This is a genomic window from Streptomyces sp. NPDC001970 (genome assembly GCF_053594115.1).
In genome coordinates this window covers 79,505-104,665 of the sequence record NZ_JBSFDW010000010.1, presented here as the reverse complement: position 1 = coordinate 104,665, position 25,161 = coordinate 79,505, and the positions used below count along the sequence as shown (strand labels likewise).

Annotated in this window: 23 protein-coding genes and 5 tRNA genes; 9 read left to right on the top strand and 19 right to left on the bottom strand. The window is 72.0% G+C overall.

Annotated elements, in window-relative coordinates; all coding sequences use genetic code 11:
* Window positions 1–5: 5 nt before the first annotated feature.
* Both ACWCP0_RS15225 and ACWCP0_RS15220 read right to left on the bottom strand, forming a co-directional pair.
* Window positions 6–836 (bottom strand): aminotransferase class IV, encoded by an 831-nt coding sequence (locus tag ACWCP0_RS15225; protein WP_451079266.1) that lies wholly within the window; start codon window positions 834–836, stop codon window positions 6–8.
* Window positions 833–1,882, bottom strand: a complete 1,050-nt coding sequence (locus ACWCP0_RS15220) for a chorismate-binding protein (RefSeq protein ID WP_451079265.1) — start codon at window positions 1,880–1,882, stop codon at window positions 833–835. Before ACWCP0_RS15220 ends, ACWCP0_RS15225 begins: the two co-directional genes overlap by 4 nt.
* Window positions 1,883–2,082: 200 nt before the next feature.
* Between ACWCP0_RS15220 and ACWCP0_RS15215 the strand changes: the two genes are divergently transcribed.
* The 5 genes from ACWCP0_RS15215 (at window position 2,083) to ACWCP0_RS15195 (ending at window position 2,538) form a co-directional block, all read left to right on the top strand.
* A tRNA-Gly gene (locus ACWCP0_RS15215) sits at window positions 2,083–2,155 on the top strand.
* A gap of 38 nt (window positions 2,156–2,193) precedes the next feature.
* Window positions 2,194–2,267, top strand: a tRNA-Cys gene (locus ACWCP0_RS15210).
* 1 nt (window position 2,268) lies between these two features.
* A tRNA-Val gene (locus ACWCP0_RS15205) sits at window positions 2,269–2,340 on the top strand.
* A gap of 20 nt (window positions 2,341–2,360) precedes the next feature.
* Window positions 2,361–2,432: transfer RNA gene (locus tag ACWCP0_RS15200), tRNA-Val, on the top strand.
* Between the two features lie 34 nt (window positions 2,433–2,466).
* Window positions 2,467–2,538, top strand: a tRNA-Val gene (locus ACWCP0_RS15195).
* 61 nt (window positions 2,539–2,599) lie between these two features.
* Here the strand turns inward: ACWCP0_RS15195 and ACWCP0_RS15190 are convergent.
* From ACWCP0_RS15190 to ACWCP0_RS15175, 4 genes are all read right to left on the bottom strand, one after another.
* Complete coding sequence (locus ACWCP0_RS15190) at window positions 2,600–2,872, bottom strand: TFIIB-type zinc ribbon-containing protein (protein WP_451079264.1); 273 nt, start codon at window positions 2,870–2,872, stop codon at window positions 2,600–2,602.
* Between the two features lie 52 nt (window positions 2,873–2,924).
* Complete coding sequence (locus ACWCP0_RS15185; protein WP_451079263.1) at window positions 2,925–3,854, bottom strand: phosphotransferase family protein; 930 nt, start codon at window positions 3,852–3,854, stop codon at window positions 2,925–2,927.
* Window positions 3,855–4,422: 568 nt separating this feature from the next.
* Window positions 4,423–4,629, bottom strand: coding sequence for a hypothetical protein (locus ACWCP0_RS15180; protein ID WP_451079262.1), 207 nt, complete (start codon window positions 4,627–4,629; stop codon window positions 4,423–4,425).
* Window positions 4,630–4,815: 186 nt separating this feature from the next.
* Entirely contained in the window at window positions 4,816–5,094 is a 279-nt protein-coding gene (locus ACWCP0_RS15175) for a hypothetical protein (RefSeq protein ID WP_451079261.1), read from the bottom strand.
* A 205-nt stretch (window positions 5,095–5,299) separates the two neighbouring features.
* Here ACWCP0_RS15175 and ACWCP0_RS15170 point away from each other — a divergent pair, with 205 nt between their 5' ends.
* The gene (locus ACWCP0_RS15170; RefSeq protein ID WP_451079260.1) at window positions 5,300–6,538 is read left to right on the top strand and encodes a serine/threonine-protein kinase; all 1,239 of its coding nucleotides are present in this window, start codon (window positions 5,300–5,302) and stop codon (window positions 6,536–6,538) included.
* A gap of 193 nt (window positions 6,539–6,731) precedes the next feature.
* On the opposite strand, the gene ACWCP0_RS15165 is transcribed toward ACWCP0_RS15170, so the two are convergent.
* The 8 genes from ACWCP0_RS15165 to ACWCP0_RS15130 form a co-directional block, all read right to left on the bottom strand.
* Window positions 6,732–7,553 (bottom strand): TrmH family RNA methyltransferase, encoded by an 822-nt coding sequence (locus ACWCP0_RS15165; protein ID WP_451079259.1) that lies wholly within the window; start codon window positions 7,551–7,553, stop codon window positions 6,732–6,734.
* Between the two features lie 64 nt (window positions 7,554–7,617).
* Window positions 7,618–8,877: a uroporphyrinogen-III C-methyltransferase gene (gene cobA, locus ACWCP0_RS15160; RefSeq protein WP_451079258.1), complete on the bottom strand. Its 1,260-nt coding sequence runs from the start codon at window positions 8,875–8,877 to the stop codon at window positions 7,618–7,620.
* Window positions 8,878–9,154: 277 nt separating this feature from the next.
* Window positions 9,155–12,583, bottom strand: a complete 3,429-nt coding sequence (cobT, locus tag ACWCP0_RS15155) for a nicotinate-nucleotide--dimethylbenzimidazole phosphoribosyltransferase (RefSeq protein WP_451079257.1) — start codon at window positions 12,581–12,583, stop codon at window positions 9,155–9,157.
* A gap of 343 nt (window positions 12,584–12,926) precedes the next feature.
* Complete coding sequence (gene cbiE / locus ACWCP0_RS15150) at window positions 12,927–14,192, bottom strand: precorrin-6y C5,15-methyltransferase (decarboxylating) subunit CbiE (protein ID WP_451079256.1); 1,266 nt, start codon at window positions 14,190–14,192, stop codon at window positions 12,927–12,929.
* 77 nt (window positions 14,193–14,269) lie between these two features.
* Window positions 14,270–14,902, bottom strand: a complete 633-nt coding sequence (locus tag ACWCP0_RS15145; RefSeq protein ID WP_451079255.1) for a GNAT family N-acetyltransferase — start codon at window positions 14,900–14,902, stop codon at window positions 14,270–14,272.
* Between the two features lie 200 nt (window positions 14,903–15,102).
* Entirely contained in the window at window positions 15,103–15,975 is an 873-nt protein-coding gene (locus ACWCP0_RS15140; RefSeq protein WP_451079254.1) for a MetQ/NlpA family ABC transporter substrate-binding protein, read from the bottom strand.
* A gap of 101 nt (window positions 15,976–16,076) precedes the next feature.
* A complete protein-coding gene (locus tag ACWCP0_RS15135; RefSeq protein ID WP_451079253.1) occupies window positions 16,077–16,745 on the bottom strand; it encodes a methionine ABC transporter permease in 669 nt (222 codons plus the stop codon).
* Window positions 16,742–17,824, bottom strand: coding sequence for a methionine ABC transporter ATP-binding protein (locus ACWCP0_RS15130; RefSeq protein ID WP_451079252.1), 1,083 nt, complete (start codon window positions 17,822–17,824; stop codon window positions 16,742–16,744). Before ACWCP0_RS15130 ends, ACWCP0_RS15135 begins: the two co-directional genes overlap by 4 nt.
* A gap of 561 nt (window positions 17,825–18,385) precedes the next feature.
* Between ACWCP0_RS15130 and ACWCP0_RS15125 the strand changes: the two genes are divergently transcribed.
* Complete coding sequence (locus tag ACWCP0_RS15125; protein WP_451079251.1) at window positions 18,386–18,745, top strand: hypothetical protein; 360 nt, start codon at window positions 18,386–18,388, stop codon at window positions 18,743–18,745.
* Between the two features lie 2 nt (window positions 18,746–18,747).
* On the top strand, window positions 18,748–19,191 hold the full coding sequence (locus ACWCP0_RS15120; protein ID WP_451079250.1) for a hypothetical protein: 444 nt from the start codon (window positions 18,748–18,750) through the stop codon (window positions 19,189–19,191).
* A 259-nt stretch (window positions 19,192–19,450) separates the two neighbouring features.
* Here the strand turns inward: ACWCP0_RS15120 and ACWCP0_RS15115 are convergent, their stop codons facing one another.
* The 3 genes from ACWCP0_RS15115 to ACWCP0_RS15105 all read right to left on the bottom strand — a co-directional run bounded on the left by ACWCP0_RS15115 (window position 19,451) and on the right by ACWCP0_RS15105 (window position 21,874).
* Window positions 19,451–19,954, bottom strand: a complete 504-nt coding sequence (locus ACWCP0_RS15115) for a GNAT family N-acetyltransferase (protein WP_451079249.1) — start codon at window positions 19,952–19,954, stop codon at window positions 19,451–19,453.
* A gap of 36 nt (window positions 19,955–19,990) precedes the next feature.
* Window positions 19,991–20,560 carry a sigma-70 family RNA polymerase sigma factor gene (locus tag ACWCP0_RS15110; RefSeq protein WP_451079248.1) on the bottom strand — a complete coding sequence of 190 codons (570 nt, stop codon included), beginning with the start codon at window positions 20,558–20,560 and terminating at the stop codon, window positions 19,991–19,993.
* A 141-nt stretch (window positions 20,561–20,701) separates the two neighbouring features.
* Window positions 20,702–21,874: a glycerophosphodiester phosphodiesterase gene (locus tag ACWCP0_RS15105; RefSeq protein WP_451079247.1), complete on the bottom strand. Its 1,173-nt coding sequence runs from the start codon at window positions 21,872–21,874 to the stop codon at window positions 20,702–20,704.
* A gap of 224 nt (window positions 21,875–22,098) precedes the next feature.
* Here ACWCP0_RS15105 and ACWCP0_RS15100 point away from each other — a divergent pair, with 224 nt between their 5' ends.
* Entirely contained in the window at window positions 22,099–22,788 is a 690-nt protein-coding gene (locus ACWCP0_RS15100; protein ID WP_451079246.1) for a lysophospholipid acyltransferase family protein, read from the top strand.
* Window positions 22,789–23,036: 248 nt separating this feature from the next.
* Here the strand turns inward: ACWCP0_RS15100 and ACWCP0_RS15095 are convergent, their stop codons facing one another.
* The gene (locus ACWCP0_RS15095) at window positions 23,037–24,584 is read right to left on the bottom strand and encodes an MFS transporter (RefSeq protein WP_451079245.1); all 1,548 of its coding nucleotides are present in this window, start codon (window positions 24,582–24,584) and stop codon (window positions 23,037–23,039) included.
* Window positions 24,581–25,132 carry a TetR/AcrR family transcriptional regulator gene (locus tag ACWCP0_RS15090; protein ID WP_451079244.1) on the bottom strand — a complete coding sequence of 184 codons (552 nt, stop codon included), beginning with the start codon at window positions 25,130–25,132 and terminating at the stop codon, window positions 24,581–24,583. The genes ACWCP0_RS15095 and ACWCP0_RS15090 overlap by 4 nt, the downstream gene beginning before the upstream one ends.
* Window positions 25,133–25,161: the final 29 nt, after the last annotated feature.

The window sequence follows — 25,161 nt, the reverse complement described above, 5'->3', positions numbered from 1 at the left end:
CCGGCTCACGGGGCCTGCGGATCGGGGTCGGCGGCGGCATGCTCCTCGAAGATCCGCATGGCCTTGGCCGTCAGCGGACCGGGCGCGGAGGGCAGCGCACGGGCGTCGACGCGGTGCACGGCCTGGACATCGCGCGTGGTGGACGTCAGGAAGACCTCCTCGGCCCGGTCCAGCGCGTCCATCGGCAGGTCCGCCTCCAGCGCCCCGGTCCAGGCCACCGTCAGCGCACGGGTGATCCCGGCGAGGCAGCCCGAGGAGAGCGGCGGGGTGTACAGCTGGCCGTCGAGGACGACGAAGACGTTGGAGCCGGTGCCCTCGCAGAGCCGACCCACCGTGTTGGCGAAGAGCGCCTCGGAGGCGCCCTGCTCATGGGCGCGGGCGAGGGCGACGACGTTCTCGGCGTACGAGGTGGTCTTGAGCCCGGCCACCGCGCCGCGCTCGTTGCGCGTCCACGGGACGGTGATCACGGCGGTGGTGTCGGGGCGGCGCCTGGCCTCGGCGACGGCGACGACGAGGGTGGAGCCCTTGTCACCGCGGTCGGAGCCGAGCGGCGAGAGCCCGCCGGTGTACGTGATGCGGAGCCGGCCGAGCGCCACGGGGTTGGCGTCGAGGACGGCCTCGCAGGCGCGGCGTACCTCGTCGTGGTCCGGGTCGGGCAGGCCGAGGCCGCGGGCCGAGCGGGTGAGCCGGTCGAGGTGTTGGGTGAGCGCGAAGGTGCGGCCCTCGGTCGCCTTCACGGTCTCGAAGATGCCGTCGCCCACGGTCAGCCCGTGGTCGAACACGGACACCACCGCGGTGTCTGCGTCCCGCAGTCCGCCGTTGACCCAGATCCTCATGACGCGGTCCTCCCACTCTGCGCGTACGTTCCCGACGCTACCGCGAGCAGCCGGGATGCCTTGAGCTCGGTCTCCTCCCACTCGCGCTCGGGGTCGGAGCCCCAGGTGATGCCGGCGCCGGTGCCGAAGCGCAGGACACCCTGGGCCCGGTCGATCCAGAAGGTGCGTATCCCGACCGCCAGCTCGCCGGTACCGCGGTCGGCGTCGACCCAGCCGATGCCTCCGCAGTACGGCCCGCGCGGCGCCGTCTCCAGCGCCTCGATGATCCGCAGGGCGCTCGACTTGGGGGCGCCGGTGACCGAACCGGGCGGGAAGGTGGCGTCCAGCAGCTCGGGCCAGCCCGCCTCGGGGGCGAGCTCGCCGCGCACGGTAGACACCAGATGGACCAGCCCCGGGTGGGCCTCGACGGAGCAGAGGGCGGGTACCGTCACCGACCCGGTGGCGCAGACCCTCCCCAGGTCGTTGCGGACCAGGTCCACGATCATCACGTTCTCGGCATGGTCCTTGTCGAGCAGATCGGCGGCCGTTCGGCCGGTGCCCTTGATCGGTCCGGACTCGACCCTGCGGCCCTCGCGGCGGAGATAGAGCTCGGGCGACGCGGTGGCGATCTCCACGCCGTGCGCGGGCAGCCGGATCGTTCCTGCGTACGGGGCCGGGTTACCGCGCGCCAGCAACGCGGTCAGCGCGTCGACGTCGGCGGCGTCCGGGTCGGGCAGGGGCGCGGACAGGACCCGGCACAGGTTCGCCTGGTAGACCTCGCCGACGGCGATGTACTCACGGATCCGGCGTACGCCCGCCGTGTACGCGGCCCGGTCCAGCGACGACGTCCAGTCCCCGGCCTCGGGCCCGCGCCAGGCCTCCGGATCCGGCGCGGGAACCGGCGCCGGGCGCACGTCTCCGAAACGGGCGCAGGTGAGGCGGCCCTCGAAGTCGGCCGAGACGGCCCAGAAGCCGGAGGAGTCGAGGGCCTCGGGGTCACTCGTGACGTCCCTGAGGTCGGTTGCGACGAGGCCGCCGAAGCGGGCCAGAGGAGCGAGGTCGTGCACGGCTGTGAGTCTATGGCGGGCCGGTGGCTGCCGCTGCGGCCCTGCTCCGGGGCGGTCCCCCACGGCTGCGAGCCGCACCCGGTGGTGAACCCGCCGTGAACACAGCTCAGCACGCTGCGGAAACGCGTTTTTGTGCTGGCCCGGGAATCCGCTAGAGTTCAACACGTCGCCGGGACGCGAGAGCGGGCCGGAAACGACAGGCGGACGTGGCTCAGTTGGTAGAGCATCACCTTGCCAAGGTGAGGGTCGCGAGTTCGAATCTCGTCGTCCGCTCGAAGTGGGGGATCTTCCCGAGAACCCCCGCAGCTCCTGGTGGAGTGGCCGAGAGGCGAGGCAACGGCCTGCAAAGCCGTCTACACGGGTTCAAATCCCGTCTCCACCTCCAAGGACGATTAGCTCAGCGGGAGAGCGCTTCCCTGACACGGAAGAGGTCACTGGTTCAATCCCAGTATCGTCCACTGGACCTGCGAGGGTCCCGGCGCGATTAGCTCAGCGGGAGAGCGCTTCCCTGACACGGAAGAGGTCACTGGTTCAATCCCAGTATCGCGCACGCAGTACCCGCGGCCCCAGGGTCGTGGTCCCGAGGACGATTAGCTCAGCGGGAGAGCGCTTCCCTGACACGGAAGAGGTCACTGGTTCAATCCCAGTATCGTCCACAGACCGGAGCCCCCGGCCGCGCGATGCGGCCGGGGGCTCCGTCGTCGTGCCTCTCCTCTGTCAGGAGGAGAAGAGCATCCGGCCGAACCCGCGCTGGTGGTGGTGCCCGCCGTGGTGGCCGTGGTGCGGGGCACCCCAGGCCGGCGCGGCGGGCGCAGGGTAGGCCTGCGGGGCCGGAGGCGGGGCCTGCTGCGCCCACTGGGACTCCAGGCGGGTCAGCGACTCCAGCTCGCCGTAGTCGAGGAATATTCCCCGGCAGCCGCTGCACTGCTCGATCTGGACGCCGTTGCGGTTGTAGGTGTGCATGGGTGCATGGCACTTGGGACACTGCATGGTCGGGCTCAGCTCCTCACCGTTCGGATGGTGTTCTCAGCCTACGACGGGATCATGCCTGCAACTCGGCCGGGAGCGCGGCAATTCGGGCACAGGAGTCGACCATCAGCCGTTCCACGTCGTCGAGATCGCGGTCCTCCGCGGTGCTCCTGGCCAGGGCGAGGGCCGCGGTCTGCACAGTCAGGGCGCGTGCGGGAACGTCGAGTTGGGGCCACGGGTCGTACGGTGCGGGCGGGACGGCGGGACCGCCGGCGGTTCGGTACGCGGTGAGGAAACGGGTCCACACATCGGGGGGCAGGAGCCCCGCCGCGTACCAGGCGGCGGGGCGGGCGAGATCCCAGGCGGGATCGCCGAGGCCGAGGTCGTCGACGTCTATGAGCAGCCAGGGGCCCTCGTCTGCGGGGTGGCGGACGAGCTGCCCGAGATGCAGGTCCCCGTGGCAGAGCCGGGGCGGTCGGGGCGGGGGAGCCTCGTCACGGGCCCAGGCGGGCAGCCTGCGCCAGGCGTCGAGCACGGGCCGGGCGGCGGGGTGGTGGTGTGCGGCCGCTGCCCGCGCGACGGCTGCGGCCGCCTTGGCGGGGCCGCGCATGGGCGGCAGCGGGCCGGGCAGCGCGTCGAGCGGCACGCGGTGGAGGCGGGCGAGGAGGGCCCCGGCCTCCTCCCACGGAGCCGCGTCGGGCTCGCCGGGGTCCACGGGCGTTCCGTAGGGCCAGGCGGTGACGTGGCGCCCGTCGAACGCGGCGGCGGCATGCGGGATGGGTGGCAACAGGATCCCGTCCAGCCGCGGGTGCGCAGCGACGGCGAGACGCACGTCGTGCCCGTCGGGGTCGATCCCTGCCGCGTGCGCCTTGGCGACGGCCTGCCCGTGCCGTACGACGACGCCGTCCTCGCGCTCGGCCAGCACCTCGCCCCCGCGCCCGCAGGCCCGGCAGGCCGCCTGACCCGGCACGTGGGCGGCGCCCCGCGCGACCTCCGAAAGCACGCCCACGAGGGTACCGTTGCCCTGCTTCACCCTGCGAGCTTACGGGGGCGGGCTGGGTGTCCGTCTGCGCCCACCCTCCCCCGTAGCCCTTCGGGCCCGTGAGGTACGACTGCCCACAAACCACCGGCGGGACGGCCGCCCACCGGGCATCGGCGACCGGGGCCGCCCTCGAGGGGGACGCGCAGGGGGGCAGTGTTCCGGACGTAGAGGCGCCCGGAGTTCGCGCGGAGCGCGGTGAGGACCGACAGTCCAGGACACAAGCCCCGGAGCCGACCCCGACGGCAGCCGCCCCGGCACGGGCCGACCACGACCGCCTCCGCTGCAACCGGCCGGCACCGGATCGAACCCGACCGCGCCAACAGCTACCGGCCCGGCACCGGATGAGCCCGGTCGGCGCGGTGGGGGTGGTGCAGGGGGCGTGGCCCCCTGCACCCTCAGCAAAATGGCGTTGGCCGGCCAGCTCCCCAGCTGACCGGCCGAACGCTGTCGTCCGCCGCACCCCCGTCCCCACGGGGTTATGGGTGGGATGTCCCCGACCCGGGCCGCTCTCCCGGGTCCGGGGCGCCGCTCAGCGCCCCAGCATCACGCCCACGGACGACGCCTGTGTGACCACTGCTTCCCAGCCGCCGAAGACGACGACGAGCAGGGTCGCGAGAGGAAGCACCATCGCCGTCGCCACCAACGGGTGGCGTCGGCCGGACGGGCGGCCGCCGAACGCGGCGAAAGCCCTGCGTCCCTGCGCGCGGATCATGGTCCGCGATGCCGTGTCCGCCATGGGTCCTCTCCTGTCCTGGTTGGCAGCGGCGAGTGTCTGACCTCGGGGACGAGTGTTCACCCGCCGCTTGACCTCAACACTAGGGAGGCGGCACGCCCCGGGCGTCATGCCCGCGTACCGATTACCGGGCCTCCCGGAGGATGAGCCACCCGCTGCCCACGTACTCCCCTGGGTGGAGACGTGGACCTAGGCCTGAGGGTCTTCCCGGAGGGGACGCCTGGCGGACTCCGGCGGGACCTCCGAGGAGTGCTCCCTCGGCACCGGCTGCTCGACCAGCGCCAGCACCCGGTTGGCCATGAAGCGGGCCGTCCGCACCACCACCCCGGTGCGCGTGACTTCGCTCACTTCCACCACCCCGCGCCGGACCGCCGTCTCCACCCGGCGCCCCGCCCGGCTTGCCACCACTTCGTACGTCCTCGTCGTGTCACCCGCGTCCACGACTATCTCCACGCGGTCACCCTTCATCGATCCAATCCCCCTTCTGCGACGGACCATTGGGAAATCGCACGGGCCGGAAGCCTTGGACCGACGGCTCCCTGACCACCCCTCAAGTCTCCCATCCGGCACTGACAATCGATGGGTCCGCGAGGGCGCGGCCTATGAGCACACCGGGCTACGGATACGTAAGCTGTGCCACGTCAAACGGATAACGGACAACAGGCCGACGGGGATGGACATGGCGATGATGCGGCTCCGGCGCGAGGATCCGCGTGTCGTCGGCTCGTTCAGGCTGCACCGGAGGCTCGGCGCGGGCGGGATGGGGGTCGTGTACCTCGGTTCCGACCGCCGCGGGCAGCGGGTGGCGCTGAAGGTCATCCGGCCGGATCTGGCGGAGGACGAGGAGTTCCGTTCCCGGTTCGCCCGCGAGGTGTCCGCCGCGCGGCGGATCCGGGGAGGCTGCACGGCCCGCCTCGTGGCCGCCGATCTCGAGGCGGAGCGTCCCTGGTTCGCCACGCAGTACGTGCCGGGGCCCTCGCTGCACGACAAGGTGGCCGCGGACGGCTCGCTCGCCGCGGCCGAGACCGCGGCGATCGGGGCGGCGCTGTCGGAGGGCCTGGTGGCCGTCCACGAGGCCGGGGTCGTGCACCGTGACCTGAAGCCGTCCAACATTCTCCTCTCCCCCAAGGGGCCGAGGATCATCGACTTCGGCATCGCCTGGGCCACGGGGGCGTCCACGCTCACGCACGTCGGTACGGCGGTGGGCTCGCCCGGCTTCCTCGCACCGGAGCAGGTGCGCGGCGCCGTGGTCACTCCCGCGACCGACGTCTTCTCGCTGGGTGCGACGCTCGCGTACGCCGCGACCGGCGACTCCCCCTTCGGGCACGGCAGTTCCGAGGTCATGCTCTACCGGGTGGTGCACGAGGAGCCACAGCTGCACGGCGTACCGGACGCGCTGGCTCCGCTGCTGCGGGCGTGTCTGGCGAAGGACCCGGACCAGCGTCCCAGCACCCTTCAGCTGTCGATGCGCCTGAAGGAGATCGCGGCGCGCGAGGCGCAGGGGCTGGTGCCCGACGTCCGGCCGCCGGCACAGCGCGAGCGGGCGGAGCAGGACCTGTCGTCCGGGCGTCACACCGCCCGCTACACGGAGCGGAACACCCAGGGGCGTGCCGCGGGGGCCGCGGGGGCTCCCCCACCCCGGGACCGGGTGTCGCGTCCGCCGCATCAGTCGCGTCCCTCGGGGAATTCGCGTCCTTCGTCGCCGCGTACGGGGGACTCGCGACCGTCGCAGTCCCGGGGTGGCGCGGGTACGGGCAGCCGTACCGCTCCCTCCCGGCCCGGGGTGCGGACGACGTCCACCGGGCGCAGGCCCGCCAATCCGCGGCTGCTGCGTCAGCGGATCTTCGTGTTCGTCGTGGTGACCCTGGTCGTGGCGCTGGGGATCACGCTGGCGCAGGGCCTGCGGGGCTAGGCCCGACGGAGCGCGGCTCCTCGCCCAGATCCGTAGTTCGCAGGTCCCTCGTTCGTGGAGATCGAGCGGTCGCAGCCGGTCAAGCAGCGGTCGACTTGGGTGCGGACGTATCCCTGTCGGCTCGACAGCGGCCGGGAACGGACAACGATCATGCGTCGAGCCGTCACTAACGGGTGACCTGCGAAGTCCGGGCCTAGAGGTTGTCGGGGCGGCCCGCCGCGACCGCGTAGAAGGCGACCGCGGCCGCCGCGCCCACGTTGAGCGAGTCGACGCCGTGCGCCATGGGGATCCGCACCCACTCGTCCGCCGCCACCAGGGCCTGCGTGGACAGTCCGTCGCCCTCGGCGCCGAGCATCAGCGCGACCCGGTCCATCCGGTGCGGAGCCGCCTCGTCGATGGCCGACGCCTTCTCGTCCGGGGTGAGGGCGAGCAGCTTGAAGCCCGCCCCCCGTACCGTCTCCAGGCCCTTGGGCCAGGTGTCCAGGCGTGCGTACGGCACGGAGAAGACGGCGCCCATGGAGACCTTCACCGAGCGGCGGTAGAGCGGGTCCGCGCAGTCGGGCGAGAGAAGTACCGCGTCCATGCCGAGCGCGGCCGCGCTGCGGAAGATCGCGCCGATGTTGGTGTGGTCGTTGACGGCCTCCATGACCACGACCCGGCGGGTGGTCCGGAGCAGCTCGTCGGCCGCCGGCAGCGGCTTGCGCTGCATCGAGGCGAGCGCGCCGCGGTGCACGTGGTAGCCGGTGACGCGTTCGGCGAGCTCCGGGCTCACGGCGTACACGGGGGCGGGCAGCTCGTCGATCACATCGCGCATGACGTCGACCCACTTGGCCGAGAGCAGCATCGACCGCATCTCGTAACCGGCGCTCTTGGCCCGCCTGATGACCTTCTCGCCCTCGGCGATGAAGAGGCCCTCCGCGGGCTCGCGCTTGCGTCGCAGCTCGACGTCGGTCAGGCCCGTGTAGTCGCGCAGACGCGGGTCATCGGGATCGTCGACGGTGATGAGATCAGCCACAGGGTGATACTGCCTTGTCCGGGGGGTGGTGCCAACGGCTGGGGCGCGGATTGGTTACCGTTGGTTACTTCTGTGGGCCCTCGGCGACGACGTCGCCGATGACGATGACGGCCGGGGGCCGGACGTCCTGGGTCCTGACGGTCTCGGCCACCGTGGCGAGCGTGGCGTCCACGCGGCGCTGGGCGGCCGTCGTGCCCTCCTGGACGAGGGCCAGCGGGGTGTCGGGCGCCTTGCCGTGGGCGATCAGCGCCTCCGCGATCGCACCGATCTTGTCGACGCCCATGAGGATCACGAGGGTGCCGGTCAGCTTGGCGAGCGACTTCCAGTCGACGAGGGAACGCGGGTCCTCCGGCGCGACATGGCCGCTGACGACCGTGAACTCGTGGGCCACGCCCCGATGTGTGACGGGAATGCCCGCGGCGCCCGGCACCGAGATGGAGCTGGAGATTCCGGGGACGACCGTGCAGGCGATGCCCGCTTCGGCGAGCGCCTGGGCCTCCTCCATGCCACGGCCGAAGACGAACGGGTCACCGCCCTTGAGACGGACGACCGACTTGCCCGCCTTGGCGTGCTCGATGAGCGCGTTGTTGATGGCCTCCTGGGCCATGAAGCGGCCGTACGGGATCTTCGCGGCGTCGATGACCTCGACGTGCGGGGGGAGTTCGTCGAGCAGGTCGCGCGGCCCGAGGCGGTCGGCGATGACGACGTCGGCCTCGGCGAGGAGGCGGCGGCCCCTGACCGTGATCAGGTCCGGGTCGCCGGGACCGCCGCCGACCAGGGCGACGAAGGGGGCGCGGGCACGGTGCTGCGGTGCGGCGAGGGAACCGTCGCGGAGGCCCTCGACGATGGCGTCGCGCACGGCGGCGGAGCGGCGGGGGTCCTTTCCGGTGAGGACGGCGACGGTCACACCCTCGCTGCGGCCGGTGGCCGGGGTCCAGGCGGTGGCCGCCTCGGCGTCGTCGGAGCGTACGCACCAGGTCCTGGTGCGCTCGGCCTCGGCGGACGCGGCCGCGTTGGCGACGGGGTCGGAGGTGGCGACGAGCACGTACCACGCGTCGGCGAGGTCCCCCTCCGCGTAGCGGCGCTTCGTCCACGTGATCTCGCCGGCCTCCGCCATGGCCTCGACGGAGGGCGTCGCCGACGGCGAGATCAGCGTGACGTCGGCACCGGCCCCGATGAGCGCCGGGAGGCGGCGCTGGGCGACCTGGCCGCCGCCGATGACGACGACGCGGCGCCCGGAGAGGCGGAGTCCTACGGGGTACGCGGGGTGCTCCTGCGCCTGCGGGTGATCTTGCGCGTGCTCGACGTCGACGTGCTCGGCCATGGCGGTGCGGCTCCTCGGGAGGGGCGGTGCGGGCCGCTGCGACGGTGAAGCGGCTGGTGGGGACAGGGATGAGGCTCCTCGCGACCACGATACGGCGTCGCGGTCGCCGGGCACCGGGGTGGGCGCGGCCGATCCTGCGCGGCCCGGCGCCCCGGGCGGAACGCCTGCCCACGAACCACGGCGGGCCGAGCCCGTCCGGCGATCGAGGACGGACACGTGCGGCGTGACGTGGTGCCGCACCACGTCACGCCGCACGGTGCGCGCAACCGGCAGCGGGCTACTTCTCCGTGACGCCCGCCGAGTCGAATGTCGCGACCTCGTGCATCGCTCGGGCCGCGCTCTGGACGAGCGGGAGGGCGAGGAGCGCGCCCGTGCCCTCGCCCAGGCGGAGGTCGAGGTCGACCAGGGGACGCAGGCCCAGCTTGTTGAGGGCCGCGACGTGGCCGGGCTCCGCGCTGCGGTGGCCCGCGATGCAGGCCGCGAGGGCCTCGGGCGCGACCGCCCGGGCGACCAGCGCCGCGGCGCCCGCCGACACGCCGTCCAGGACGACCGGCGTACGCAACGACGCGCCACCGAGGATGAAGCCGACCAGAGCCGCGTGCTCCAGACCGCCCACCGCCGCGAGGACGCCGACCGGGTCGGCGGGGTCGGGCCGGTGGAGGTCCAGCGCGCGCCGGACGACATCGACCTTCCGCGCGTGCATCTCGTCGTTGATGCCGGTGCCGCGCCCCGTCACCTCCGCCGCGTCCACGCCCGTGTACACGGAGATCAGCGCGGCCGACGCCGTGGTGTTGGCGATGCCCATCTCACCGGTGAGCAGCGCCTTGTTGCCGGCGGCGACCAGATCGCGGGCCGTCTCGATGCCGACCTCGATCGCGGCGAGCACCTCTTCGCGGGTGAGCGCCGGTCCCGTGGTGAAGTCGGCCGTGCCGGGGCGGACCTTGCGCGGCAGCAGTCCGGGCGTGGCCGGCAGGTCGGACGCCACGCCGACGTCGATGACGCACACCTCCGCGCCGACCTGGTTCGCGAAGGCGTTGCAGACCGCTCCGCCGCCGAGGAAGTTGGCGACCATCTGGCCGGTGACCTCCTGGGGCCAGGCGGTCACGCCCTGGGCGTGCACCCCGTGGTCACCCGCGAAGATCGCGACCGCCGCGGGCTCCGGGATCGGCGGCGGGCACATCCGGGAGAGCCCGGCGAGCTGCGCGGAGATGATCTCCAGCATGCCGAGCGCCCCGGAGGGCTTGGTCATCCGCTTCTGCCGCTCCCATGCCTCGCCGAGCGCCTTGGCGTCCAGCGGGCGGATGTTGGAGACGGTCTCCTGGAGCAGGTCGTGCGGCTCCTCACCGGGCAGGGCGCGGCGGCCGTACGTCTCCTCGTGGACGACCCAGGACAGCGGGCGGCGCTTGGACCAGCCCGCCTGCATCAGCTCGGGCTCCTCGGGGAACTCGTCGACGTAACCGACGCACAGGTACGCCACGACCTCGAGGTGCTCCGGGAGACCGAGCGCGCGGACCATCTCGCGCTCGTCGAAGAAGCTGACCCAGCCGACCCCGAGGCCCTCGGCGCGGGCGGCGAGCCAGAGGTTCTCGACGGCGAGGGCCGAGGAGTACGGGGCCATCTGCGGCTGGGTGTGCCGGCCGAGGGTGTGGCGGCCGCCGCGTGTCGGGTCGGCGGTGACCACGATGTTCACGGGCGTGTCGAGGATCGCCTCGATCTTCAGTTCCTTGAACTGCTTCGCCCGGCCCTTCGGCAGCGACTTGGCGTACGCCTCGCGCTGACGCTGCGCCAGCTCGTGCATCGTGCGGCGCGTCTCGGCGGAACGGATGACCACGAAGTCCCAGGGCTGCGAGTGGCCGACGCTGGGCGCGGTGTGGGCGGCCTCGAGGACCCGGAGGAGCACCTCGTGCGGGATGGGGTCGGAGCGGAAGCCGTTGCGGATGTCGCGGCGCTCACGCATGACGCGGAGTACGGCCTCGCGCTCGGCGTCGTCGTAGCCGGGGGCAGGAGCGGAAGCGGGAACGGGAACGGATGTGCTGCCGGTCCTCGTGACGGCGTCCTCGTCCGGGACGACCGGCTCCGAGGGAGGCTCCGGCCCCTCGGCGGCCTGCGGCTCCGCCGGTTCGTCGAGCGGCTCGGGCACGCCCGTGGGCTCCTCCGACTGCTGCGCGGCCGGCACGTTGTCGTTGTCGTCGCCGTTGCGCGGAGCGGGTACGACAGCGATCGCCTCGGGCTCCGGCTCGGGTGCGGGAGTGGCCTCCTCGGACACGGGCTGCTCCGACACCGGCTGCTCTGATACGGGCACTCCTGACACGGGCACCTCCGAGGCAAGCTCAGCGACGGCGGACTGCTCGGCGGGCCCGGCCGGCTCGTCCGCGAAAACGGGCTCCACTGTCGCCTCCACCGGCTCGGCGGCCCGTTCCACTGCCTCCGGTTCGGGCGCGACGGCCACGGGCTCAGGCGCGACAGGCTCCTCCTCGGCCGCCACCATCACAGCGACCGGCGTCGGGGCGAGGTGCGGCGTGGTCGGAAGGGAGCCGTCCACGGGCACGAACTCAACCACGGGTACGGGCTCCGAGGCCCTGACGGGGACCTCGGCCCAAGCCTCCCCGGGTGCCTCGGCAAGGGCACCGGCCGGCGCCTCGGAAACAGCAACGGCCGGGGCCGCCAGGGCCGTGCCGGAGGCGACCTGAACGGCCTCCGGGACGACCGTTTCTGCGGGAGCGGCGGCCGCAGGGGTCCACGGAGCCGCAGCCTGCGCCGGAATCTCGCCCAGCTGCGGCGCGGCGAGGACCGCCGCCGCTTCGCGCGCCACGTCGAGGTACTCGGGACCCGTGGTCGGCGGGCCCACGTGACGGACGGGCACGGGGTTCGGCGGCGTGTGGCCTGCCGCGCCTGCCGGCTGACCGGCCGGGCCGCGGTCCGACAGGGAGCGCACGACACCACCGGTGGCGTCGGGCACGGGCGGGCCCATGTGGAGCGGACGGCGCGCCGGGGACGGCGTGGGCGCCGGTGCGGGGGGCGGGACACGTACGCCACCGAGGTCGAGCGAACCGGAGTCCCGGCCGCCGGCCTCGTGCGCACCCGCCTCGTGCACACCGGCCTCGTGCACACCGGCCTCGTGGGCCCCCGCCTCGTAAGCCCCCGCCTCGTGCAGCGTCGGCTCGGGCGCGGCCTGGTGAGGTACGGGGACGGCCGGCTCGGCCACGGCCTGCTCATAAGCCATCGGCTCCCGGGCGGCCGGCGCGACGGGCTCGGCCATCACGGGTTCGACCGTGCCGGGTTCGGCCATCGCCGGCTCGGCCATCATCGGCTCGGGCATCATCGGCGCGGGCGCCACCGGCACGACGGGCTGCGGCGCGGCCTGCTGCACGGCCGCCTGGACCGCCGCAGCGGCAGCGCCCGGAGCCGCGCCGTCCACGGGCAGTTGCACAGCGGGGGCCGGAGCCGGGGCCCGAGGCACCACGGAAGCGGCATGCGGCGCGGCGGATGGCGCGGTCACGGCCGGCGGAGCCATCGGCTGCGGCTCGCTCCACGCGCCCTGCGCTCCCGGCATCAGCAGCAGGTCGTCGTCCTCGACGGCGGTCTCGGCCACGTGGTCGGAGGGGTCGAGGTAGGTGTACGCGCCCGGAGCGGGGATGCCCGGCTGCGCCACCATGCCTGCGTTCTCCGGCAGCCCCTCGCCCGAGATCTGGCCGGTGTCGGTCATGCGTACCCCTCGCCCATCGGTTGTGCTCCTTCAGACCCTCGCCCGGGGCGCCCGATCGGCACACACGGCGCCCGCCATTACAAGAACGAGCGTGTGCGCCGCGCGGCACGAATACCCACAGACATCAAGCATTCTCGTGGCCGTTCGCCCCTGTGACAGCAGGATCCGCCACGGTTCGCTGTGGACTGCGCCACGTTGCGCATCCCCCGGTCGCGCCGTACCACAGCGGGACCCAAAACAGTCCCCTTTTCCGGATATTGACGAACGAATCGACGAACGACCGGCAGCGGTACAACGATCGGCCAGCCTACCGCGCCGCGTTCGACGCCCGGCCCAGGGGGCGTCAGAGGGCCTGATCCCGCCGGTGGCCGGCGAGCAGGAAGACGACCGAGCGCTCGCGCTCCGACCAGGCGTCGGCGGGGTCCAGCTCGACGGACTGGAGCAGGGCGCATTCGACGGTGTAGCCGCCGTCGGCCAGGGCCGTGCCGATCGCCTCGGCCTCGTCGCGCGTGGAGGCGTGGGTGACGATGCGCTCGGGGCGCCGGTCGGCGCAGGCGGTGACCACGGGCACTCCCCCGCCGCCGATGCGTACGACATCGGGCTCGGGGAGCCGTTCCAGCACGTGCGGCGCACGGCCCTGAACGGTCTGCAGCTGGACGCCGTGGCGTCGTGCGGCGGCCTCCGTACGGAGACAGGCGGCGGGGTCGTCGTCGACCGCGATGACCGCGGCACCGAAGCGGGCCGCGTCGGCGGCCAGCTCCCCGCTGCCGCAGCCGATGTCCCAGACGAGGTCGCCGAGGCGGGGGCCGAGGCGGGCCAGTTGTGCGGCGCGCAGCTGTGCCGACTCGCCCTCGCCGAGCGGGACCCGGACGTCCTCGCGGATGTGCTCGCGGCCGTGCTCGCCGGCGATCTCCCGAGCGGGCTCGGCGGGCCGGGCCCAGCCGCGTACCTGCGAGGGATAGCCGGGGTCGCGTCCTGCCACCCAGCCCCCGCCCGGCACCGAAGCCGCACCGCCGAGGACGATGACGACGTTCGGGTCGCGCCAGCTGTGGTCGGCGACCTTGTCGGAGGTGAGCACGGTGACCTGTTCGCGCTCGGTGCCGAGCTCCTCGCAGATGACGAAGGTGCGATGGACGCCCTCGAGGAGGAGGGCGAGCTCGGCCGGGCCGGCACCCGGCGAGGTGAGGACGGCGACCTTGGTGTGCGCGCGACAAACGTTGACGGCGCGCCGGAGCGTACGGCCGTGGGCCACGACGACCTGGGCGTCGTCCCAGGGCATCCCGGCGCGGGCGAAGGCGGTGGCCACGGACGAGACCGCGGGGACGACCTCGACCTCGAGTCCGTGCCGGGGGGCGCGCAGGGTGCGTACGACACCGAAGAAGCCGGGGTCGCCGTCGGCGAGGACGACGGGGCTCCCCCGGTGCCCGGCGATCCTGCGGGCGGCCAGGTCGACGCTGCCGAGCCGGATGCGCTCGGCGCTCGCGGGTACCTCGGGAAGCGCCAGGTGGTGGGCGGCGCCGGCGACCAGCGTGGCGGCGGCAAGGGCGGACCTGGCGGCGGAGGTGAGGGGGGAACCGTCCCAGCCGATCACCGTGACCCGGTCGGCCATCGTCGTCTGTCTCCTGGAGTCGCTGAGGTCGCCGGCGTTGTCGTCGGCGTTGTCGCAGGTCGTGAGCGTACCTGGTATCAGTTCCAGTCGGCGAAGGTGGAATATCCGGCATCGTCCATCTGGTCGGCCACGCCCTCGATGTCCTCGGGGAGCAGGCTCCAGACGATCAGGTCGGTCCGGATGTCGGCCCAGCCGCTCTCGGTCTGGGTGCGGGCTATGAAGGCGTTGCGCAGGACGCCCTCGCTGATGCAGCCGATCTTCTGGGCGACCTGCTGGGAGGCGGCGTTGTCCGCGGCCGTGCGTACCTCGAGGCGCTCGAACTTCTGATCGCGGAAGAGCCACTGGGCGGTGGCGAGTGCCGCCTCCGACGCGTAGCCCTCGCCTCGGGCCCAGGGGGCGATGACGTACGAGATCTCGGTGGAGCGCACCCGCCAGTCCGTCTTGCTCAGCTGGACCACACCGACCAGGCGCTGGGTGAGGAACTCGGTGACGGCGAGGTCTATGCCACGGCCCGCGACACGTTCGGTGGGCGCGTATTCGGTGATCCACCCACGGGCTGCAGCCTCTGTGTAGGGCTGAGGCACCGCCGTCCAGGCAGCGACCAGCTCGTCGTTCATCATCTCGGCGAGGGCCGGGGCGTCGGCTGGTTCGAACGCGCGCAGCACCAACCGCTCCGTGCTGATGGAGATGTCCGGAAAGGTGGTAGTCATGCGCAGCTCCATGCCGAAGACCGTCGAGAAGTCGAGAAGTCGTGAAGTCGTGAAGGCCGTAAAGGCACAGCATGCAGCATCGCGCGCTGGATGTGCATGGCCGGGTCGGTACCCCGGAAGACACGCCGAGGGCCCCGTGCACCCACCGGTGCACGGGGCCCTCGTTCACGAGGAGCGGCGCAAGGTCCGCACGGTTGCCGTTACTTGGCGGCGGCACCGAAGGACGGGATGACCGAGCCGTCGTAGGTGTCCTCGATGTACTTCTTCACTTCGGGGGAGTTGAGGAGCTTCGCGAGCTTCTCGACGCGCGGGTCCTTCTCGTTGCCCGCCTTGACGGCGAGGAAGTTGGCGTAGGGGTTGCCCTCCGCCTTCTCCAGCACCAGGGCGTCCTCCGCGGGCTTGAGGTCGGCCTCGATGGCGTAGTTGCCGTTGATGACGGCGGCGTCGACGTCGTTCAGGGCTCGGGGCACGGTGGCGGCCTCCAACTCCTTGAACTCCAGGCCCTTCTTGTCGGTGATGTCGGAGAGCTTGGCGTTGGTGCCGACGCCCGGCTTGAGGGCGATGAGGCCGTTCTCGGCGAGCAGTTGGAGCGAGCGGCCCTCGTTGGTGGTGTCGTTCGGGACCGCGATGGTCTGGCCGGGCTTGATGTCCTTGAGGGTCTTGACCTTGTTGGAGTACAGGCCGAGCGGCTCGAGGTGGACGTTGACCACCGGGACGATGGTGGTCTTGTTCTTCTTGTTGAAGTCGTCCAGGTACGGCTTGTGCTGGAAGAAGTTGGCGTCGACCTGGCCCTGCTGGGTGGCGGTGTTCGGCAGGACGTAGTCCGTGAACTCCTTGACCTCCAGCTTGAGACCGGCCTTGTCGGCGAGGTTCTTCTTGACGAACTCGAGGATGTCCGCGTGCGGCGTCGGGGACGCCGCGACGACGAGCGGCGTGGAATCGGCGGCCTTGTCGCCGGAGTCGGCCTTGGCGCCCGGGTCGGAGGCGGTGCCGCAGGCGGTCAGGCCGAGGGTGAGGGCGGCGGTGACGGCAGCGGTCGCGGTGAGCTTGATGGTCTTGCGGTGGTTACGCACGAAAAGTGCCTCTTTCTGGTGTTGCGGTGATGACGCCCGGACAAGGAGTGCGGGCTTGTGGGTGTGCCGGGTGAAGCGGAGGGCCGGTCGGACCGTGGCGCTCAGGCGGTGCGGCCGCGGCGGGCCAGCAGCCGCACCACTCCGTCGCCGATGAGCTGTACGGCGGTGACGATGGCGATCAGGATGACGACCGTGATGAGCATGAACTGGGTCTCGAACCGCTGGAAGCCGTAGGTCACGGCCTTGGATCCGAGTCCCTCGCCACCGACGGCGCCGGCCATCGCCGAGTAGCCGACGAGGACGATCACGGTGGTGGTGATCGCGGCGATGATCGAGGGCAGGGCCTGCGGGAGCAGCACCTTGCGGATGATCGTCGGGATGGAGCCGCCCATGGACTGGACCGCTTCGACCAGTCCGTGGTCGACCTCGCGGATCGCCGTCTCGACGAGTCGCGCGAAGAAGGGAATGGCGCCGACGGCGAGCGGCACGATCATGGCCGTGGGGCCGATGAAGGTGCCGACCACCGCGGTGGTGAAGGGGATCAGCGCGATCAGCAGGATGATGAACGGCAGCGAGCGGCCGATGTTCACGATCACGCCGACGACCTTGTTCACGGGGGTGCTCTGCAGCAGTCCGCCCTTGTCGGTGAGGACGAGCACGATCCCGAGCGGCAGTCCGCCGATGACGGTGACGACCGTGGACCACAGCACCATGTAGAGGGTGTCGACGGTGCCCTGGGTCAGCAGCGGCTGCATCTCCGACCACGTCACTTGACGGTCTCCTTCACCAGTTCCGCGCGCGGCGCGGGGATCTCCTCGGCCTGCGAATCGGCCTCGGCCTCGGCCTCGTCTTCGACGACCTCGACCTGGAGGCCCTGTTCGCGCAGGAAGCCGACGGGCACGACGTTCTCCTCGTAGCGGCCGGGCAGTTCGATGCGCATCCGGCCGATCTGCTTGCCGCCGACGGTGTCCATCGCGGCGCCGAGGATCGAGATGTCGATGTTGTACGTGCGCGAGAGCTGCGAGATCACGGGCTGGGTGGCGGCCTCGCCGTGGAAGGTGACGTCGACGACCGTACGGTCCGGGCCCGATGCGGCCCCGGTGACCGGGAACAGTTCCTCCGCGAGCTCGGAGCCGGGGGTGGCGAGCAGTTCGCTCACCGTGCCGGACTCGACGACCCGGCCCTGCCTCATCAGGGCGGCCGAGTCGCAGACCGTCTTGACGACGTCCATCTCGTGCGTGATGAGGAGGACGGTGAGGCCGAGCTGCCGGTTGAGGTCGCGCAGCAGCTGGAGGATCGAGCGGGTGGTCTCCGGGTCGAGGGCGCTGGTGGCCTCGTCGGAGAGGAGCACCTTCGGGTTTCCGGCGAGGGCGCGGGCGATGCCGACGCGCTGCTTCTGGCCACCGGAGAGCTGCGCGGGGTAGGCCTTGGCCTTGTCGGCGAGGCCGACGAGGTCGAGGAGTTCGAGTGCGCGGCGGGAGCGCTCGGCGCCGGAGACGCCGAGGATCTCCAGGGGCAGCTCGATGTTGTCCTTGACGCTGCGCGAGGACAGCAGGTTGAAGTGCTGGAAGACCATGCCGATGCGGCTGCGTGCCTCGCGCAGCTCCTTCCCGGCACGGTTGCCGCGTCCGGCGAGGGCGGTGAGGTCCACGCCGTCGACCGTCACAGTGCCGGAGGTGGGCCGCTCCAGCAGATTGATGCAGCGGATGAGAGAGGACTTTCCGGCGCCGCTGCGGCCGATGACGCCGAAGACCTCGCCCTCGCGGACGTGCAGGTCGACGCCGTCCAGGGCGGTGACGTCGCGGCCTCGCGACTGGTAGACCTTGGTGAGGCCCATAGTGGTGATCACAGGGGTTTCCGTCACTGTCGAGTGCACGGCGTGCGGTCGCGCCGGGCACGGGTGTGTCGTCTTGGGACAGCCGGACGCACACGGGTGACCTGGGGGCAGCGTGTGCGTGGGGCAGGCACGGTCCGGCAGGCTCCTGGCGGACGCGGCGCGGCTGTCGGGGTCTCGCTTCGGGGCGCGAGGCTCAGGCAGGGGCCCTCAGAAGGCGCACATTCGACACATACAACGAGCACCGGGCGTCGTGTTCGCCTCGGTCGCAAGGGTGCGGCTGCTCGTCCTGGTCATGCGGGCAAGTAAAGCAGACAGGCGTACGAGCGGAGCTCCGGTGTCCGCATAGCGGACTACTTCTATCCGAAGTGCGGACAGATCGGCTGCCGCTGCACTCTTGACGCGAAGGGCCGTGGCCCCGGCCGGACACGGCCAGGAGGGCCTCACGACGACGTCCGCGAGCGGCTCGGCCGGCTCGTGCGTTGTGGCCAAGGCCACGGTTCCCGTCCCGGCGGCACCCGGCTGCGGCGGGCCCCGCGCACGGCGGGCCCTTCGGCCCGTAATACCCTCGGCTGCATGCTCGACGCCCTCACGATCGCGGTCTCCGCGGCCGCGCTCGCCCTCGCCGCCTGGTGCGGTTTCGCCGCCTACCGGGACCAGCCGACGAAGGACTGGCACTTCATCGGCATGGCCGTGGTGACGGTGCTGGCGCTGGCGCAGCTGGTGACCGGGATCGTGCAGTTGGCCCGTGGTCTGGAGGCCGACGAGGGCTCGGTGATCTTCGTCGCGTATCTGATCGGCGCGTTCGCCGCGATCCCGGCGGCCGGTTTCCTGTCGCTGACGGAGCGGACGCGCTGGGGTTCGGTGACGGTCGCGGCGGGCGCCGTGGTCCTCGCCGTCCTGGAAGTACGGCTCTACGACATCTGGAAGGCCTGACGATGACCGACGCCGCCACCGACGCCGCCGGCGTCACCGAGGAGCGGCCGGGCGGCCCGCGGACCCGGCTCGTCCGCGGCCCCGGCGTGCTGGTCGTCTGGCTGTACGGCGTGATGTCGGTGGGGGCGGTGTCCCGCTCGGTCTACCAGATCGCCACCGAGTACGAGCGGGCTCCGCTCGCCTACTCGCTCTCCGCGATCGCCGCCGTGGTGTACGCGTTCATCACCTACACCCTGGTGCGCGGCGGCGAGGCGGCCCGCAGGGCGGCGCTGGTGTGCTGCGCCGCCGAGCTCGTGGGCGTACTGGTCGTGGGCTCCTGGACACTCGCGGACCCGTCCGCGTTCCCGGATGCCACGGTGTGGTCCGACTACGGGATGGGCTACCTCTTCATCCCGGTGGTGCTGCCGGTCACGGGAATCCTGTGGCTGCGCAAGGCCCGGCGCTGAGCCAGGTGTTCGTGCGCCAGGCCGTGCTTGAGAACTCCCGCCCGGCACGCGACGCCTGGCACGCTCCCCCAGAGCTTGCGCCTGGGAGGTGCCCCCACCCCGTAGCCCTTCGGGCACGGGAGGTGCCCCCACGCTGAGCTGTCGGAGTCATCCGAGTACGTCCGGTACGAGGATGATCCTCCGTCTTGCGATCGCACGCACCGGACGCCGCGCGTCCCGCCCTACGGGCGGACGGCGCCAGTTCTCACCCACGGCCCAGCTAGGCGCTCGCGGCGTAGTCCCGCGCGTCGGCGTCCTTCTCCAGCGTGATCAGCGTCAGCTTCGGGCCGACCTCGCGGGTCGACACGGGCGCGTAGCCGTGGCTGCGGTAGAGCCGCAGATTGACCTCGCTCCGGTGGCCGGTGAAGAGCTGGAAGCGCTTGGCGGCCGGCTCGCCCGCGAAATGCGCCTCGATGGCGTCGAGAAGCCGTCCGCCGAGGCCGTGGCGCTGCATCCGCGGGTGCACGATGAGCTTGGCGATCCTGGCCGTTCCGGCCTCGTCGATCTCTCCCCGTACGGACGCGATGACTTCGTCGCCGAGGCGGGCCACGAGGGCGTGTCCGCGGGCGAGCTCGGACCGGAGGTCGTCGAGGCTCTGGGTGAGCGGTTCGATGCTGTAGTCGCCGTAGAGCTCCGCCTCGCTCTGGTAGCACAGGTATTGCAGCTTGAGGATGTACTCGGCGTCCTGTGCCGCCGCCGCTGAGATGCTCACGCTCATACCCATGTGTGCATGCCTCCCGCTCACCTGTCACCCGGTTGTCTACCGCTCCATTCCCCGCAGTTCAGGAGCTGCAACCTCTGCCGCGAGCATTCTGCGCAGACATCCCAGGCAACGGGAACGCATCGGCCCCAGACTTCCTTGTGAGATACCCAACTGTCCTGCGATCTCTCGGTAGGTGGGGTCCATCGGGGACAGCATCGCAGTCAGCAGCCGTGGGCAGTGTCCAGGGGTGCGGGCCACCGCGGCCCGCACAACCCGGCGCCGTTCGGCGACGAGGGCGGCCCGCTCCGGGCACGCAGCGGGGCCGGCAGCCGGTTCGCCGGGGTACGGACGCTCCCGCAGGGCCCGTCGCCGGGCGCGGAGCGCCTCGTCGCGCACGGCTCCGCGCACCCAGCCGGCCGCGTCGGCGGGCGGCCCTTCGGCGTCGAGCCGTTCCAGCAGCCGTACCCACACGTCCTGTTCGATGTCCCCGGAGTCCAAGGCGCCGTTGTCCGCCTCGGCGTTCGCCTCGGCGGCGACGAGCGGCTGCAGTACGCGTACGAGCGCGCTCGGCGCACCGGACGACGTGGCGATGGCGGGAAGGGCGGCGAGGTCTTCGCTGGGCGTCATGTCCGACGGGACGTCACCACCGCGAGCTGCGGTTTCGGCGGTGGCCCGCTCTCACCCGACCGCATGACGGGCGTCCGGCCGCTGACGGAGCCGGCCGGGCTGCGGCATCCGCGGCCCGGCCGGCGCTGCTCGTGGCGGCGGTCAGCCGTCGACGAAGTCGGTGCGGGCCAGCAGTCCCGTGTCCGGGTTGTCGGTGAAGATGCCGTCGATCCCCTGCTCGAAGTAGACCTTGAAGGCGCCGAAGGCGTCGCCGTACGCGTTCGGGTCGGTGCCGCGCCGGAAGTCCGCGGGCAGGAAGGAGTTCTCGTTCCGCAACGTGTACGGGTGCAGGATGAGGCCCTCCGCGTGCGCGTCCCGGACCAGCGTGGTCGGCGTGCCGAGTTTCCCGCTCGCGTCCTTCGGGATGATCAGGTCGAGGGTCGGCCCGATGCCCTGCGCGTACGAGGCGATCCACTTCAGGCCCTCGGGCTTGACGAGGTCCGCGACCGTGCGCGGGTCGCCCGCCTGCACGAAGTCCCAGGGGCGGGTGCTCGCGCCGGAGAGCAGGACGACACGCGGCGAGGAGACGAGCTTCGCGAGCCGCTGGATGCTGCCGGGCTCGAACGACTGCAGGAAGACGGGCGAGTTCGCGCGGTGGCGGCCGTACCGGCGCAGCAGCTTCGCGAGCGGCTCCTCCAGGCCGAGGCCGATGCCGCGGAAGTAGGTGGGGTGCTTGGTCTCGACGTGCAGCCAGACGGGGGCTCCTCTGCGACGGCCCTCCGCATCCGCCCAGCGCAGCACCTCCTCGAAGGTGGGTATCTCCCACCGGCCGTCGTAGAGGGTGTTCTCCTGGCGGGTGCCGGGGATCCGCTCCGTGGCGCGCAGGGTCTTCAGCTCGGCGAGCGTGAAGTCCTCGGTGAACCAGCCGGTGAGGCTCGTACCGTCGACGGACTTCGTCGTCCTGCGCGAGGCGAACTCGGGCCGTGAGGCGACGTCCGTCGTGCCCGTGATGTCGTTTTCGTGACGGCAGACCAGATGACCGTCCTTCGTGGGCACGAGGTCCTGCTCGATGACGTGCGCGCCCATGTCCAGGGCCAGCTGGTACGAACCCAGGGTGTGCTCGGGGCGGTAGCCGCTCGCGCCGCGGTGCGCGATGACCGTGGGCACGGGAAGCCCGCGGTGCCCGTGCCCGTGGCCTTGGCCCCGGCCGTCGGCGCCGTGCTGTTCCTGCGCGTGCGCCGCCGAGGCGGCACCGAGGCCGAGCGTCGCCGAACCGAGCACCGCAGCGCCCAGGACGGTGCGCCGTCCGGGGGTTCTGTCCGCACCCTGTGTCATGAGCGCTCCTCCAAAGGGATGTGATGTCCCGCACCTGTCGTACGGGTCCTGCGCGGCGCACGATGCTAGGTGCCGGGACGTTACGTGCGGCAGACGCTGGGCGAACGCGTCGAAAACTCGGGTCAACACTGTGTATCCGCTCGATGAACCCAATGTGCGCAGGGACCGGACCCGCGAGTATCGTCCTCACCTGCAGAGACTTCGCCGGCCGTACCCGACCGCCCATGACTTCGGAGGACCCGTTGTCCCGCTTGTCGCTCATCAAGGCAGTGCTCGGACCGTTCCTGCGCCTGATGTTCCGCCCCCGCGTGGAAGGCGTCCAGCACATCCCCGGGGACGGCCCGGTCATCCTCGCCGGCAACCACCTCACCTTCATCGACTCGATGGTCCTGCCGCTCGTCTGCGACCGGCAGGTCTTCTTCATCGGCAAGGACGAGTACGTCACGGGCACGGGGGTGAAGGGCCGGCTGATGGCCTGGTTCTTCACGGGCGTCGGCATGATCCCGGTCGACCGGGACGGGGCGAACGGCGGAGTCGCGGCGCTGATGACCGGCCGCCGGGTGCTGGAGGAGGGCAGGATCTTCGGCATCTACCCGGAGGGCACCCGCTCCCCCGACGGCCGCCTCTACCGGGGCCGAACGGGCATCGCGCGCCTGACCCTGATGACCGGCGCGCCCGTCGTGCCGTTCGCGATGATCGGCACGGACAAGCTGCAGCCGGGCGGCGCCGGCCTGCCACGTCCCGGCCGGGTGACGGTCCGCTTCGGGGAGCCGATGGAGTTCTCCCGCTACGAGGGCATGGACCGCGACCGCTATGTGCTGCGCGCGGTGACGGACTCGGTGATGACCGAGGTGATGCGGCTGTCCGGCCAGGAGTACGTGGACATGTACGCCACCAAGGCGAAGGCGGCCTGAGCGACGGACCGTCGGCCGGGGCCTGCGCAGCCGCCTGAAGCGTACGAGGCGCCCAGGCCCCGAGCCCGCAAGGACGGCGGACGGCAACGGCGCCACCAGGGCGAAGGCGGAGTGGCGGACGGCGGGCGACACCGTCCGCACGAGTGGGCGAAGGCAGGCCGTCCGATTCGCCACCGTGAGACGTGACGTGAGCTCCCGGCGCCGGTGCGCCGGGAGCTCACGTCATGTCCGAGCCGGTCCGGGCGGCGTCAGTGCTCGACGCCGTCGGCCAGCTTCTGGCCCCGCAGCAGGAACCACGCGGCGACCGCCGTGGCGAGCAGCACCGCCGCGCCCGCGCCCGACGCGAGCCTGAGCCCGTCGACGAACGCCTCCTGGGCGGCGCCGACGAGCGCCGCACCCTGCTGCTGCGGCAGCGCGGCGGCCGCTTCGACGGCGCCTCCGAGCGACTCGTGCGCCGCGGACGCGGCACCCGACGGCACTCCGGCCGGGGTCGCGAAGTCCCGGTAGACCCCGGTCACGACCGAGCCGAGCAGGGCGATACCGAGCGCCGCGCCGAGTTCGTACGCCGTCTCGGACACCGCGGACGCCGCGCCCGCCTGTTCCTTGGGGACGCTGGAGAGGATCACGTCCGCCGTGACGGTGAACGAGAATCCGGCGCCGATGCCGACGACGAGCAGGGCCGCGCCGAGCAGCGGATACCCGGTGGACCGTCCGATGAGGGTCAGCACGGCGAGCGCGAGGCCCACCGCGGCGAGACCGCCTGCCACCACGGACCGTACGGAGAACCGCCGGGCGAACGCGCCTGCGACCAGGCCGGTGGCCACCGCGCCGATCGCGGCGGGAAGTTCCGCGAGACCGGCCTCGAACGGCTGCCTGCCCTGGACCAGCTGCAGGAACTGCGACAGGAAGAAGACCAGTCCCGACAGGCCCAGGACCGTCAGCATGTCGGCCAGCACAGCACCCGAGAACCCCCGGTGGCGGAACAGCCGGATGTCGAGCAGCGGCGCGGGCAGGGTCAGCTGCCTGCGGACGAAGCCGTACAGTCCGGCCCCACCGATGAGCGCGGCGGCGACCGCCTCCCAGCTCGGCCCGTGGGACGCGGCCTCCTTGACCGCGTACACGACGCCGACCATGCCGATGAGGGACAGTGCGACGCTCATCAGGTCCCACGGTCCTGCGACGGGGTTCTTCGACTCGGGCAGCAGCCTGATGCCGACGAGGACCAGGACGGCCATGACCGGAAGGTTGATGAGGAACACCGAGCCCCACCAGAAGTGCTCCAGCAGGAATCCGCCGACGACCGGTCCGACGGCCGCGCCGGCCGAGGCCATGGCGCCCCAGATGCCGATGGCGAGGCTGCGCTCCCTGGGGTCGTGGAAGATGTTCCGGATCAGCGCCAGCGTGGACGGCATCAGGGTGGCGCCGGCGACTCCGAGCAGGGCGCGGGCGGCGATCATCGTCTCGGGCGTGTGGGCGTACGCGTTGAGCACGGACACCGCACCGAAGGCGACGGCGCCGCTCAGCAGCAGCTTCTTGCGCCCGATGCGGTCGCCGAGGCTGCCCATGGAGACGAGCAGTCCGGCGATGACGAACGAGTAGACGTCACCGATCCACAGGAGCTGGGTGCCCGACGGCTTGAGGTCCTCGCTGAGGAACGGCGTCGCGAGGCCGAGTACGGTGGCGTCGACGGCCACCAGCAGCACGGCCAGCACCAGTACCGCGAGCGCGAGCCAGCGCCCGGGGCGGTACAGGGTGTCATCCGTCCCGCTCAGGCGCTGGACGGTACTGCTGCTCATTTCTCCACACTCCGTCGTGCTCCGCCGAGCAGCAGCTCGGCGATCATGTACTGGAAGTCGTTCTTGGCGACCCGGCCGTCCATGACGGACCAGGCGCAGGTGCCGATCAGCCCGTAGAGGGCCTCGGTGAGCCATGCGGGCGAGAGGTCGATACGGAACTCGCCCTGCTCCTGGCCGCGCCGGAAGAGGGCCGACACGCGGGCGTCGAGCCTGGACCAGCCCTCGTTCATCTGGTCGCCCTCGAACAGCTGGTTCTCGGTCACCAGGAAGGCGAGGAGCTCCGCGCACGGCTCCATCTCGGCGATGAGCCGGCGCAGCCCGTCACTCGCGCCGCCCTCGTCGAGCCGCGCCCGGTCCAGGGCGGCCTCGAACTCCTGGATACCGAAGGCCTCGAGCGCCCGGACCAGGGCGTCCCGCCCCGCGAAGTGCCGGTGCAGCGTGGCGCGCCCGATGCCCGCGGCGCGTGCGACCTCGTCCATCGTGGCGGTCGATTTGCGGGCGAGGAGGGCGGCGGCGGTGCGGAGCACCTGTTCACGGTCCATGGCCATGAGACAAGCATACACCGAATGAGACGTTC